This is a genomic window from Nostoc sp. DSM 114167 (genome assembly GCF_052692655.1).
Genome location: NZ_CP195116.1, coordinates 1,486,190 through 1,498,520 on the forward strand (window position 1 = coordinate 1,486,190; position 12,331 = coordinate 1,498,520).

At 42.2% G+C, this 12,331-nt stretch carries 11 protein-coding genes; 3 read left to right on the top strand and 8 right to left on the bottom strand.

All coding sequences use genetic code 11. The features are described from left to right. Window positions 1–29: 29 nt before the first annotated feature. A complete protein-coding gene (gene cutA, locus NSTC731_RS06300) occupies window positions 30–344 on the bottom strand; it encodes a divalent-cation tolerance protein CutA (protein ID WP_445630056.1) in 315 nt (104 codons plus the stop codon). 165 nt (window positions 345–509) lie between these two features. Between cutA and NSTC731_RS06305 the strand changes: the two genes are divergently transcribed. Continuing rightward, window positions 510–608: a hypothetical protein gene (locus NSTC731_RS06305; protein ID WP_445632031.1), complete on the top strand. Its 99-nt coding sequence runs from the start codon at window positions 510–512 to the stop codon at window positions 606–608. Between the two features lie 260 nt (window positions 609–868). On the opposite strand, the gene NSTC731_RS06310 is transcribed toward NSTC731_RS06305, so the two are convergent. From NSTC731_RS06310 to NSTC731_RS06330, 5 genes are all read right to left on the bottom strand, one after another. Beyond that, window positions 869–1,873 (bottom strand): aldo/keto reductase, encoded by a 1,005-nt coding sequence (locus NSTC731_RS06310; RefSeq protein WP_445630057.1) that lies wholly within the window; start codon window positions 1,871–1,873, stop codon window positions 869–871. 259 nt (window positions 1,874–2,132) lie between these two features. Next, a complete protein-coding gene (locus NSTC731_RS06315; RefSeq protein ID WP_445630058.1) occupies window positions 2,133–3,404 on the bottom strand; it encodes an MFS transporter in 1,272 nt (423 codons plus the stop codon). A 200-nt stretch (window positions 3,405–3,604) separates the two neighbouring features. Next, window positions 3,605–4,708, bottom strand: a complete 1,104-nt coding sequence (locus tag NSTC731_RS06320; protein WP_445630059.1) for an aliphatic sulfonate ABC transporter substrate-binding protein — start codon at window positions 4,706–4,708, stop codon at window positions 3,605–3,607. 99 nt (window positions 4,709–4,807) lie between these two features. Next, window positions 4,808–5,026, bottom strand: coding sequence for a TauD/TfdA dioxygenase family protein (locus tag NSTC731_RS06325; protein ID WP_445630060.1), 219 nt, complete (start codon window positions 5,024–5,026; stop codon window positions 4,808–4,810). A 345-nt stretch (window positions 5,027–5,371) separates the two neighbouring features. Further along, window positions 5,372–6,451 carry a TauD/TfdA dioxygenase family protein gene (locus tag NSTC731_RS06330; protein WP_445630061.1) on the bottom strand — a complete coding sequence of 360 codons (1,080 nt, stop codon included), beginning with the start codon at window positions 6,449–6,451 and terminating at the stop codon, window positions 5,372–5,374. Between the two features lie 434 nt (window positions 6,452–6,885). Between NSTC731_RS06330 and NSTC731_RS06335 the strand changes: the two genes are divergently transcribed. Beyond that, window positions 6,886–7,545: a DUF1003 domain-containing protein gene (locus NSTC731_RS06335; protein ID WP_445630062.1), complete on the top strand. Its 660-nt coding sequence runs from the start codon at window positions 6,886–6,888 to the stop codon at window positions 7,543–7,545. Window positions 7,546–7,894: 349 nt separating this feature from the next. On the opposite strand, the gene NSTC731_RS06340 is transcribed toward NSTC731_RS06335, so the two are convergent. Together NSTC731_RS06340 and NSTC731_RS06345 are read right to left on the bottom strand one after the other, a co-directional pair. Continuing rightward, window positions 7,895–8,992: a sulfate ABC transporter substrate-binding protein gene (locus NSTC731_RS06340; RefSeq protein WP_445632032.1), complete on the bottom strand. Its 1,098-nt coding sequence runs from the start codon at window positions 8,990–8,992 to the stop codon at window positions 7,895–7,897. A 519-nt stretch (window positions 8,993–9,511) separates the two neighbouring features. Beyond that, complete coding sequence (locus tag NSTC731_RS06345; RefSeq protein ID WP_445632033.1) at window positions 9,512–9,745, bottom strand: EF-hand domain-containing protein; 234 nt, start codon at window positions 9,743–9,745, stop codon at window positions 9,512–9,514. Between the two features lie 1,123 nt (window positions 9,746–10,868). Here NSTC731_RS06345 and NSTC731_RS06350 point away from each other — a divergent pair. Then, window positions 10,869–12,296 carry a hypothetical protein gene (locus NSTC731_RS06350; RefSeq protein WP_445630063.1) on the top strand — a complete coding sequence of 476 codons (1,428 nt, stop codon included), beginning with the start codon at window positions 10,869–10,871 and terminating at the stop codon, window positions 12,294–12,296. Window positions 12,297–12,331 lie beyond the last annotated feature (35 nt).

Here is a 12,331-nt window from a genome sequence, read left to right on the forward strand (position 1 = left end):
GCAGGGGAAGAAATGGTATTAGGTAATTTCTATTGTGAGCGTGGTGAAACTTCTGCATTCAACCAATTGACAAAACCCTGATTAATTGCTGTCGGAGAAATTTCGGCGATAAAATTAGTATAAGTAATATGCTCATGAATAAGTTTTTCGATTTCTAAAGCATAACCATCTTGAGTTTTGATAATTAAAATAACTTCTGGTTCTTCAGTAATGTCTCCTTGCCAACTATAAGCACAAGTAATCGGGAACCAATTGACACAAACTGCTAACTTACATTCTAGTAATGCCCGACCAATTTGACGCGCTTCATCTGTATTATTTAAAGTTACATAGTAGATTTTCATAAAAGTTTCCGACTTAGAATTAGAGTGAAAAAACACACCTTAATCCCTTCAATTGATAAAGCTGCTATTTTAGCGAGAATTAAGCGAGAAAATTTCCATTGAATTGAGATTGATGCTGATTATAGAATGTGTCCATAATTACTACAACAGCAAATTGTTACAGATATTAAATCTGGGTTAATTCCTTTTTATATTACTGCTACTGTGGGGACAACCTCATCTCATGCCATAGATCCATTTACAGAAATAAATGCGATCGCTTGAGCGTAATAGTATCCCACACCACTATTACCCCTTGTGGCGATCGCCGTTTTACTCGCTTTAATTGGTCTTTGCATCATCTTCAGCCTGTAAACTGAAAACCTATGTCAATACAAGCGCAGCAGTAACAAGTTCGCGATGGTGGGGTACTTTGACCGCGATCGTCACCAAATCAACACCTGAATATGCTTACCCTGACTGAACAAGACGGAAAAACGACGCAGCACATCGCAATCCAAGGGTCGATCGAGTACTTAGTTGCTCTATGGGCGATTTCCAGAAGGGTACTCATGCCCTAAAATGGGATGGGGTGTGTAAGGTTCTTCTAGGAATTCGCGCTCTCGATCGGAGAGTTCTAAATCCACCGCCTCGACAGCCTCTTTGAGATGTTCGATCTTGCTAGCGCCTATTATGGGAGATGTTACACCTGGTTGATGTAATAGCCAAGCTAGGGCAATTTGTGTGGGTTTAACTTCTCGTTTTGTAGCTAATTCAACTACGCGCTCAACTATTTGAAAATCTGAATCTTGATAATAGAGTTTGTGAGCGAATTCGTCAGTTTTTGCACGTAGTGTTTGCCCATAGTCTGACTTACTGCGATTCCCTGACAAAAAGCCCCGCGCCAAGGGACTCCAAGGAATAATACCAATCCCTTGATCTTGGGCTAGAGGTATGACTTCTCGTTCTTCTTCTCGATAGACTAAGTTGTAGTGATTTTGAATTGATACAAAGCGAGTCCAGCCGTGAATGTCTGCTGTATAAAGGGCTTTAGCAAACTGCCATGCGTAAACACTAGAAATCCCCAGGTAACGGACTTTACCTGCTTTCACAAGATCGTGAAGTGCTTCTAGGGTTTCTTCGATTGGTGTCTCATAGTCCCAACGGTGAATTTGGTATAAGTCTACATAATCAGTCTGTAGTCGCCGCAAAGAAGCATCAATGCTATCAAAAATATGTTTGCGAGATAGTCCTCGATCGTTTGGGCCATCGCCGACTTTACCATGTACTTTGGTAGCAATAACAACCTGATCTCTGTTTGCAAAGTCTTTGAGCGCTCGCCCGACAATTTCTTCACTGGCGCCCAAGGAATACACATCGGCGGTATCAAAGAAGTTAATCCCCAATTCCAAAGCCAGTTTTATAAATGGGCGACTTTCTTCTTCTTCTAATACCCATTGGCGCAATTTACGGGAGCCATAAGTCATCGTGCCGAGGGTGACACGCGATACTTTGAGTCCAGTTTTGCCAAGATTTACATATTTGATCATACTGTCTGCTCTACTTTTGTTGGGATACTTAATAACGTTGTGACATTTCTACAGGCAGCTGGGAGGTGCAATTAACTTCATCGGTGCGTCCTCAAGCTAATTTTTAATGAATTACTAGAATGTTGTTACCAAAGGCTTTGCACTTTTCTCGTACACTCGATCTGCCTAAAGGATTGCAAAGCTATGAGCATTACTTTACAACAGCTAGGACTTAAATACTATATACCAATCGAGTTACCGGAGTTAATGATTATAAAATTTAAGAATCAATCCAACGGCTCACTGCTGGCAATTGTGCACAGAACCATAGCGCACCTAAGATATTTAGACTGCCACAGACGATCAAGGCATTAGTCGCACCAAAATTCTGTGCCAAAGTTCCAGCTAACAGATTCCCAAAGGGCATCATACCCACCATTGCTAGGGCATAAAAACTCATCACCCGTCCCCGCTTATCCTCGGCAACTAGGGTTTGGATAATCATATTACTACTGGTAATCAGAAGGATAGAAAAGCAGCCTGTAAACACCAGTATGATTATGGATAATCCAACTTGACGCGATAGTGAGAAGGAAATCAAACTTATCCCAATCAAGACTTGAGCGGCTACAATCAAACGCTCTAAGCCTGCAATCCCTCGCCTAACACTCAGATATAAACAAGCAAACAACGAGCCAATGGGCGCTGAGGTGCTGAGGTGAGCCATTGTAGTTGCATCCCCATTTAAAATCTTAGCTGCGAAGATGGGCATGAGCGCGACATGAGACATCCCGACTAAACCTTGTAACGCCAGTATTAATAAAATTGCTCTAATCGGCTGGAACTTGGAGACATATTCAAAGCCCTCCCGCAATTTCTGTAAAGTATCGCTAAGGCTCGTTAGGATCTGCGTAGGTCGGACTTTCAGCCGCATTGCTAGCAGGGTAAAGATAGCAGGAATATAGCTGAGGGTATCGTAGAGAAAACAATATTTCACCCCTAGCGTCGCAATCAAAATCCCGCCCATAGCTGGCCCCAATACCAGCGAGGAACTTAACATCACTGAATTCAAAGCGATCGCATTACTCCAATCGGCGCGATCGTCTACGGTTTCGGTGACGATTGTATGGCGCACGGGCATATCTAATCCCTTGAGCAAACCATTGAGAACACTCAATACCAATAGGATGGGAAACGTAATCCAATTCCTAAAGGTAAGAATTGTCAAAGCTAGAGAAACGCTAATTCCCAATATCTGCACCACCATTAATAAGTCACGACGGCTCCAGCGATCGGACAATACGCCAGAAAAGGGAATCACTAATAACGTCGGTAAAAATTGTACAAAGCCTGCAACTCCCAACAACCAAGCCGATTGAGTCAAATCGTATACCAGCCAAGGAATAGTTAACTGCTGGGTCATAAATGTCCCAGACATTGATAGTAACTGTCCTCCAAAAAACAGGCGAAAATTACGCCAGCGAAAGGCGGGTAAATATTGGTAAATGATATTACTTACGCGATCGCCTAGTTGTCTATTCCAAATTTTCATTAGCGGAATTATACGATGTTATCCTAAATCTTAGAGTACCTAATATTTAGTTTCGCAAATAATTATAGGATAATGCGTAGTTTCCCGCCGTAGGTCTTACCCTGAGCCTGTCGTACCCCTCCGGGGAAGCAAGCTACGCGGAGCGTCTCGTAGAGAAGGGCATCGCGTCTGGTTTTGTAACAAGCTTGCTGATTCAAAGATTAAGCCTTATTCCTAACGGCATCCGGTGTAATTGCTGCATACTGTTGGGCAGTTAGAGTTGCTCCTCGAATATCGACTAGTTTAGGCACAACTTTCAGTTGATATAGAAGATCCGCAATCTTTTGTTGAGCGCTAATTACTTCCTCAGTAATTGGTCTCATGTCATATTTTTTTCTTGTCAGCGTCAACTCCATAGTATCGACATCAGTCTTGACCTTCGGTGCGAGGATTTCAGCAGCAGCCCGCCTATTTTTATTTGCCCACAGCCCAATCTCATAGTACTCTGACAAAATTGCTTTCAAGAGGTCAGCGTTATTAGTGGCAAAATCTCGTGAAGCTAGGTAATAACCTCCTGGCGTCTTAATTCCTTGGGCGTTTCGTAAGACTCGAATAGTGCCTTCCCGTTGCAGCTTGATCAGACTAGGATCGCTTTCTACAAAAGCATCAACCGTCTTGTTCAAAAACGCTGCTCTTCCATCTGCAATTGCTAGATTCACTGATTCAATATCACTGATTTTTAGCCCTACCTCTTCAAACGCTTTCACCACAAAAAAGGTCTGAGCCGTCCCTCTAGAATAAGCAACTTTTTTACCTTTAAGACCTGCCAATGTTTGGATTGGAGAATCCTTTAGCACAACAATTGCTGAACCTTCTCCAGTACCTGGCGGCGTATTAACTATATAAATCAGATTAGTACCAGCTGCCTGAGCAAAAATAGGTGGTGTTTCACCTGTTGGCCCCATGTCGATACTACCCACATTTAAGGCTTCTAATAGCGGTGGCCCGGATACAAATTGAGACCAAGTAACACCTATTCCTTGAGGAGCTAAACGTTTTTCAATTACGCCTTTTTCGTGTGTTAGATCCCCAGAAACTTGGTAGCCAAGTCGAACCAGCTTGGTATTGCTACTACTCTTAATACTAGTGTTACTGGCAATGCTATTGCCGATACTGGTCTTGTTTGTACCACAACTGGCTAAAGTCGTAAAAGAAACTAATCCATAGAAAGCGTAGAGTAAATCACGTCTGGATATTGAATATTTGCCAATTTGCACTTTTCTCATAACTTTGATGTTGATACCTTTAGGTAAAAATTTAGGCACTGTTGTACTATGTTTTCTCCCTTTTCTCTCTAAGAGAAAAAGAAGAAAATGCTTTGTCTTTGTATCTGAAATAATCTACAAATGTTAGCTAGCTGAACTTTAGAACGGACGGCTAGCCCGAAGGCTGACCCGTTTCAGAACACGGGTTGCATTGGCATTAAATTCAGGACGGTAGTGAGATGTTGCCTGATTATCCCAATAAAGCAGGTCGCCCTTGCTCCACTGGTGCCGATAGGCAAACCGGGGTTGCTTAATATGCTCCTGCAACCTTGCAATTAGTTTTGCTCCTTCTACATGGTCATAATCGAGAATATTCACATCGCTGAATGTATTTAAAAAAGGCTCTGCCTCTTGTCAAGAAGATCGGAGGCAGAGCCTCCCAGAATGGGTTAAGAGCCTCTAATACCATTTTGGATTTTAGATTTTAGACTTCGGCTCCTTTCGACTTCGCTCAAGGCAAGTCGCTCAGTCGAACGATTTTGGATTGTGAAACATCCATTGGATAAATGTTTCAGTTTTCCATCTGTCGCAATCATTTTTCACGCTTGGTATAAGCTCTTAATCAGTCAGAGCAAGGCTGTATCTTAACAAGCGTGCCATTCGGTTCAGAGTACTTTTAAATTTACTCAGCACTGCTTTGAAAAAAGCTAACAGGACTCAGGTTTACGAAAGCACTGGTTGTGGTTCCTTAGACTCAGCTTTCTGCTTGAAGACAGTTGGTACTTCTGCGTTGAACACCTCACCTTGAACCACTTGGGAGCGGAAACCATCAACTCCAACTGGAACATCACCAGTAATAGTGGTGCGATATAACAGACGCTCCACATCCAAATGATCTAAATCTTGAGGAGCTAAATGCACAGTGGCGCGGTTATCCCAGAACGCGATATCACCATTGTTCCAACGGAAACGGGTGGTGTAGGCAGGCTTGGTGATTTGGTTGAAGAACAACTCAAGTAACAGTTTGCTCTCTTGTGGTGACACGTCAATAATGTGCGAGGTGAAGCCAGGGTTCACGAACAACGCACGTTCGCCAGTCTCAGGATGAACCCTGACTACTGGGTGGATTGAGACTAGTGGATTGACAGCAATGCGCTCGTCGAATTTGCCGTTGCGGGGCTGATACCCGCCCCCATTAAAGCGATGTTCAGCTTTCAATGTGTCTGCTAGTGCCCTAAGGGGTGCTGACAGTCCCTCATAAGCCGCAACTAGATTACTCCACTGAGTGTCACCACCGAAGCTGGGGACATTAACCGCGCGTAAAATTGACCCTGCTGGTGGATTAATAGCTGCCGTTACGTCTGTGTGCCAAGGACCACCAGTGCGAAAACCGTACTGCTTCTCATAGAGCTTACGATCTACGGGTTTGATCTGTGGGAATCCTGGTACTGGTTCAGGCTCTCCGAGTGGATGTGCGAAAGTTACTTCACCGAAACGAGATGTAAACTCAACCTGGGCAGCATGATCTATGTTCTGACCACGAAAGAACACAACTTTCCATTTCAATAATGCTTTACGGATTTCTTGAACTTGCTCGTCAGAAAGAGGATGGGAAAGGTCTACGCTACCGATTTCGGCACCGATGAAACCAGCAACTTGTTTAACTTCTATATGTTTGTAGCCCATGTAGATTCTCCAGAGTTTGATCTGTAGGGTGGTGTTCACACTCGCCTGTTTCTTTTGGAATTTTGCTAATATGCGATCGCAACATTCCTGTGCTGGCAGTAGAACTGAAATTATCATACATTATTCCGATAGATTTACCGTAGTATGCAATGCTATTTAACAATTTCCTGTGTTTTTGCAGCTAGATTCGGAATTGAGACACTGATACCCTTCTTTACGAGAGGCTCTTGCTAGCTTGCTTAAGAGGAGGGGTACGGCAAAGCTACTTCGGCTGCGCGGTAGTTGAATCTCGACTTACTTCGACTACGCGGTAGTTGAATCTCGACTTCGCTCGATTACCGCGCAGTCGAAACTCAGTACAAGTCGCTCGATTACCGCGCAGTCGAAACTCAGTACAAGTCAGTGACCATCGTATACATCGCTGGTATTCTCACGAGCAATTACTTCTATTTATCGTTTTGAAAAAAAAGAATATTTGCTTCTATCGACAGTAAACCTTAATTTTAAAGTATCAAGCCAAACAGATACTGAATTAACTAAACAGGTGTAGCATGAGTATAAGCAAAAAAATATTGTCAAATAGCGTTGATGTACAAGCACTTCAAAACACTCAAGTTGCACAGAAAGCTCCAGACGCATCGATAGAGCAATTAACGCCCGGACAACAGCTTGCTGATAAATTAGCAAACCATGTAGGCTCTTGGAAATTCCTGATTTGCCAAAGTACCATTTTGGCGGGATGGGTGGGAATGAACTTGACACCAGGAGTTCCCCACTGGGATAATTCACCGTTCATTATGCTCAACTTAGTGTTTTCATTTGCTTCTGCCTACACAGCGCCAATTGTATTGATGAGTCAAAATCGCCAGTCTGACACTGACCGCAGAAGTGCCGAAATCGACCACGAAGTGAATCTAAAAGCCAGTCAAAATATTGAACTACTACATCATAAATTGGATGAATTACACTCTCAAAGGCTTAACGAACTAACTCAAATTATCAAAGACCAGCAACAAATTATTAATGAGATGAAAGAAACTTTAGTATATAGTCCGATAGAGAATAAAGAAGCTAAAGTGGCTCTATTACCAGGCTTGCATATTCAAATTAATAGCAAATTTCCTAAACAACCTTCTAGCAATAAATCTTTTACAGTTGCTCAAGCAGTTGGAGATAATAACAAAGTTGTTGAAAAACTGATTTCTCACTAAAAATCAGCCATAATATCATGTCCGGTTAAAGACTTATCATTTAGAGGGCAGTTATTGCTGGGAGCAGGGAGCAGGGGGAAAGAGGGTTTTCTGGTTTTTGCACAGATGCGCGAATTATAACTAATTAGGCGCACATGATATAGCTTTTTTTATTAGCAGATAAGAGACTGCATTTTACTTAACTCTTTCTCTTCATGATAGTCAATTTAGTTAAACTCAAGCTCTTTAAATAGTAATTTTTGTTTGGATATTTATCTAAAATTGTAGACCATAAGCTTTTCTCTAATATTGCTTATGGTCTACATTCCTAATCATGTAGGTTTTAAAAATTTTGAGAATCTCAAGCTATTTATTTTGAAGATTTCTGAGCTTGAATTTGATCGAAAATAGCACCTTCATTAAAAAATTTCTGTTGAATCTTGTTCCATCCTCCTAAATCTTCTGCTTTGAACAGAGTTTTAACTTTAGGAAAATTGCTACCCAATTCTTTTGCAATCGTATTATTTACAGGACGAAATCCTATTTTGGAAAATTCCCGTTGTACCTCTGGGGTATAGAGATATTGAACAAATGCTTCTGCAACTTTCCGAGTCCCGTGTTGCTCGACGTTCTTATCTACCACAGCAATTGGATTATCAATAGATATATTCACATTAGGGACAACATAAGAGAACTTTTCGCCTTTTTGTTTTGATAAAATCATTTCATTTTCATAGTTTAGTAAAGCATCTCCTTGACCTTGTTTAAAGAACAATTCGCTGGCATTACGAGCAGTCTTGGGCAGCACAGGTACATTTTTATAAACTTTGGAAGTAAAATCTAATGCTTGCTTCTCATTCTGACCAGTTTTTGTCATGTAACCCCATAAACTTAAGAAGTTCCATCGCGCACCACCAGATGTTTTCGGGTTAGCTGTCAGTACGCTCACTCCCGATCTTGTCAAATCTGTCCATGTTTTAATATTTTTGGGATTCCCCTCACGAGTAGCGATCGCACCTACAGATTGGGTGACAATTGCATTATTTGGTGCTTCTTTTTCCCAACCCGGTTGAATAAAACCTGTCTGAACCAGTTTGTCAACATCAAGGGCTAGTGACAGGTGTATCACATCTGCCTCTAAACCATCAATCACATTTAGGGTTTGAGAACCAGACCCATCATAACTTTCAGTAAACTTCAGATTTTGGTTATGCTCTTTTTTCCATTTTTCTACAAATTGTGGAATAATTTGCTCGTATGCAGCCTTTGTCACTGAGTAAGAAACAAACGTTAGGTTGACATCGCGCTCTGAAGTGGCGATTCTATTACCAGTGTTATCAACATTAGCTCCAGAGCAAGCACTCATTACTATACTTAAGCTTACTCCCGCCAAAAATAGGGATATAAACCCCCAGTTTCTTATAGCTTGCCAAGCTTTAACAGTACGAGTGTGAACTTGTTTCCTGATATAGTTTAACTTCCAACTATGCTGCCGCTTGTTTCTCAAAATTTCCCTCCTCTATTAAATTCGGTAAGCCGAGAGATTTACTGTAGTTTAGAGGTATTATAAGATAGTTGCGATTCATTGCATAACCTTTGGTTAACCTAAATTTAAACAAGTTGTATATGTAAAAGACCGAAAGCACTTCACCTACCGCATCGTTGAGGCTCAAATGGTGTCAAGTTAAGCTCAAACAAGCAACTAGAGGAAATTCCTACACGGGGCAGCAGTCCTGGAGCTAATGCAATTCGCTACTATTGCCAAAGTATTGGCGCGAGTGGATGGGAAATTTTTGAGTTTTCAAAATTCTGTAGATGCAATCGCTCCTCTCCCCTCCCACAATTGCAAAAAGCCAGCCTTTCACCTCTAAGGTCATCTCTTTTGGGCTAGTGAATTACCAATGACCATGAAAATTGCAAATCCCTCAAAGCGTCGGCTAGAGAGGGATTTTTGGTTATTGGGTATTGGGTGTTAGGGATTGGGTTGCTAGTTTAAATTATTTGCTTTCTCAACTGCTTCTTTTAACTCTTCATAGGTAATACTGCCGTCTTTATCTGAATCATAATTTACTAGCAATTCCTGCGGACTAGTAGTATTTGTTTCTGATGAAATGATTGCACTTAAGCCAGGACTTAAAAAAAGATCGTTAATGGATACTTTGCCATCTCCATCGGTATCTAAGTTATTAAAAAGGGATTGAAGCTCTTGCTCGGTCATGATAAGTTTCTATCTGAACTAGTTTTTCAACTTAATATCTCATTAATCTTTGATTAATATCTCAAAATTAAAAAAACTTGTATCTTTAGACGTAGAAACGGCGATCGCTGGGGCTGAGATCGGGTGTACACTGTGGGTTACAGGGTTTACAGTCTGACGACGAAAATAAATCGACTAGGCGTAGCCCGCACAATTCTTGGAGACGCTCTTGCTAGCTTGCTTAAGAGGAGGGGTACGACAAAGCTACTTCGGCTGCGCGGTAGTTGAATCTCGACTTACTTCGACTACGCGGTAGTTGAATCTCGACTTCGCTCGATTACCGCGTAGTCGAAACTCAGTACAAGTCGCTCGATTACCGCGCAGCGATGCACTGAGCCTGTCCTGAGCGTAGCCGAAGGGCGCAGTCGAAGTATCGAAACTCAGTACAAGTCTGTTACCACCGCAGGTCTTACCCTGAGCCTGTCGTACCACTTCGTGGAAGCAAGCTACGCGGAGCGTCTCGTAGAGAAGGGCATCGCTTCTTGGTTGAGTACAATTTCAAAGCCTTGCAACAATTCATCAAATGCCTTACGGTTTAGTCCAGTCAATGCCCTCAGCAGGCGGTCTTCTTTCAAAACCCGATTGATGTCTAGCATTTTTCTGTCTGATTCCAGTTGCTAATCGTTACTCTACCTTATTAAGGGACAAGTCTAAAGAAGACTAGTCAAAAATTCTTAGCTAATTTTCCGGAATGGGTAACAATAGCGTGGTAGTAAATATCAGAGCATCGATATTATACTGAACCTCTATAACTAACCTTCGGGGAATATATCCCCATTGTTTTCCCTCAAGAACCCGGTCATTAAAACCGGGTTTTTGGTGTTTATACCAAGTTACAGTCGAGCAAGTCAGGAACAGAGCGATGCCCTTCTCTACGAGACGCTCCGCGTAGCTTGCTTCCACGTTCGCGGAGCGTGCCGTAGGCAAGTGGTACGACAGGCTCAGGGTAAGACCTACGATGGTCACAGAGGTAGCTACACCAACACAGCACTTATCTCAATTGTCTGGGTATCAAATAAAACTATTGTCCAGAAACTTTTAAGAGATTTTATTGGTCTGGTTCTTCAAATTCTGCAAAAATCAACCAATGTCATCTTCTGCTCAAGGTATTCCCGGATTACCCGATTTGACGCATCCAGTTGAACTGGTTCAATTTGGAACCCAGGCGCTCAAAGCTTCATTGTTATTAGTATTTTTGGTCGTAGCTTTAGGAGTTGCGATCGCACTCATCAGTTTTTCTTTGCGTCGCAGCCAGCCGGAACAGTTTATATTCATTGGCGAATGGGCTGTTCGTTATTCCCAACTCTTGCGGGGATTACAGCATTTAACTCTAGTATTAGTCTTGTTAGTTCCGGGATTTTTTCTGTGTTCGACTTTGAGCAATCGCTATCACTACTGGGAACAAACAAAGGTAGCTCAAGTAGCTGAAAGTGTCGCAGGTGAAAAGCTCGAACAATCTGCCCCGCAAGTCCGCTACACTATCCAGGAGCCATACTCTTATACCACGCAAGCCAATGGCAAGATAGTCAAAGTCAATGATACGCGAGAGATTAACCGGTTCTTAACGCTGGGTGGTTCGCAAATTCAAGTCAAGCTAGACCAAAGCGTAGATGTTCCAGGTCGCAGTTCAATTTATCGCGTGGAATACACTGCTGATTATAAAGTAGTTAACCAACTCAAGGATATTAATAATTTCTTTTTTGAAGCATCGCCACCTAACGGCTACACACTTCTTGCTGGCTACAAAGTAGAGCGTAACGGCACTAGGCTACAACAAACTAATCCGGGAGACTATGGCTTTCCCTTCCAGCTGCAACCAGGAGAAGAAACCACCTTTCGAGTCACCTATCAGGCTCAAGGCGGGCCTCGCTGGGTTTACAGCGCCGCAGGACAGTTGCTTTCTAATTTTCGCCTCACAGCAATTGCCAACTTTGCTCCGGCTGATTTTGCTAGTGGTGTTGTACCGAATGAAATTAAAGTTACTGGACGTAGTACTCAGTTTACTTGGAAATTTGACGATAATGTTTCAGTCAAAAATCCATTTGGAGTGTTTACTAACACTGACCCCATTCGTCATACTGGCATCATTCCCCGGCTTTTATTACTAGCACCAGCAATATTTTTGTGGTGGATATTGTTGTTATATTTGTCACTGCCAATGAGTTTTAGAAATATTGCGATCGCTGCTAGTATTTTCTTTGCTTGTCTGTTGACTTTGACCTATCTAGCCCGTGTTATCAATGCTCAGTTGGCTTGGACTTTAATTTCGATCGTTTTACTAATTTTAACATGGGGATTGGGAGCTAGCCGCAGTGTTTCGTTGGCTGCGATCGTGGCTACTATTGCTGGAGCAGTACTACCTATTTTTGGATTATTAGTACCGTTTAGCGGACTAACCCTTAGTTTAGCGGGATTGCTTTCAGCGATTTGGCTAGCAGTTCGTCACTGGTATGGCTGGTACAGTTTGCACCCAGAAGATCAAAGATTGCAGACTCAGAAAAATGCTAAAGATTAGACGATTCCGCTATGATTAGCTAAGTTTTAGCGTGG

Excerpts from the sequence above, each read along its gene's own strand:
- NSTC731_RS06335 (WP_445630062.1), top strand. The coding sequence starts at position 6,886 with ATGAGTATAAGCAAAAAAATATTGTCAAATAGCGTTGATGTACAAGCA.
- NSTC731_RS06350 (WP_445630063.1), top strand. The coding sequence starts at position 10,869 with ATGTCATCTTCTGCTCAAGGTATTCCCGGATTACCCGATTTGACGCAT.
- NSTC731_RS06330 (WP_445630061.1), bottom strand. The coding sequence starts at position 6,451 with ATGATAATTTCAGTTCTACTGCCAGCACAGGAATGTTGCGATCGCATA.
- NSTC731_RS06310 (WP_445630057.1), bottom strand. The coding sequence starts at position 1,873 with ATGATCAAATATGTAAATCTTGGCAAAACTGGACTCAAAGTATCGCGT.
- cutA (WP_445630056.1), bottom strand. The coding sequence starts at position 344 with ATGAAAATCTACTATGTAACTTTAAATAATACAGATGAAGCGCGTCAA.
- NSTC731_RS06315 (WP_445630058.1), bottom strand. The coding sequence starts at position 3,404 with ATGAAAATTTGGAATAGACAACTAGGCGATCGCGTAAGTAATATCATT.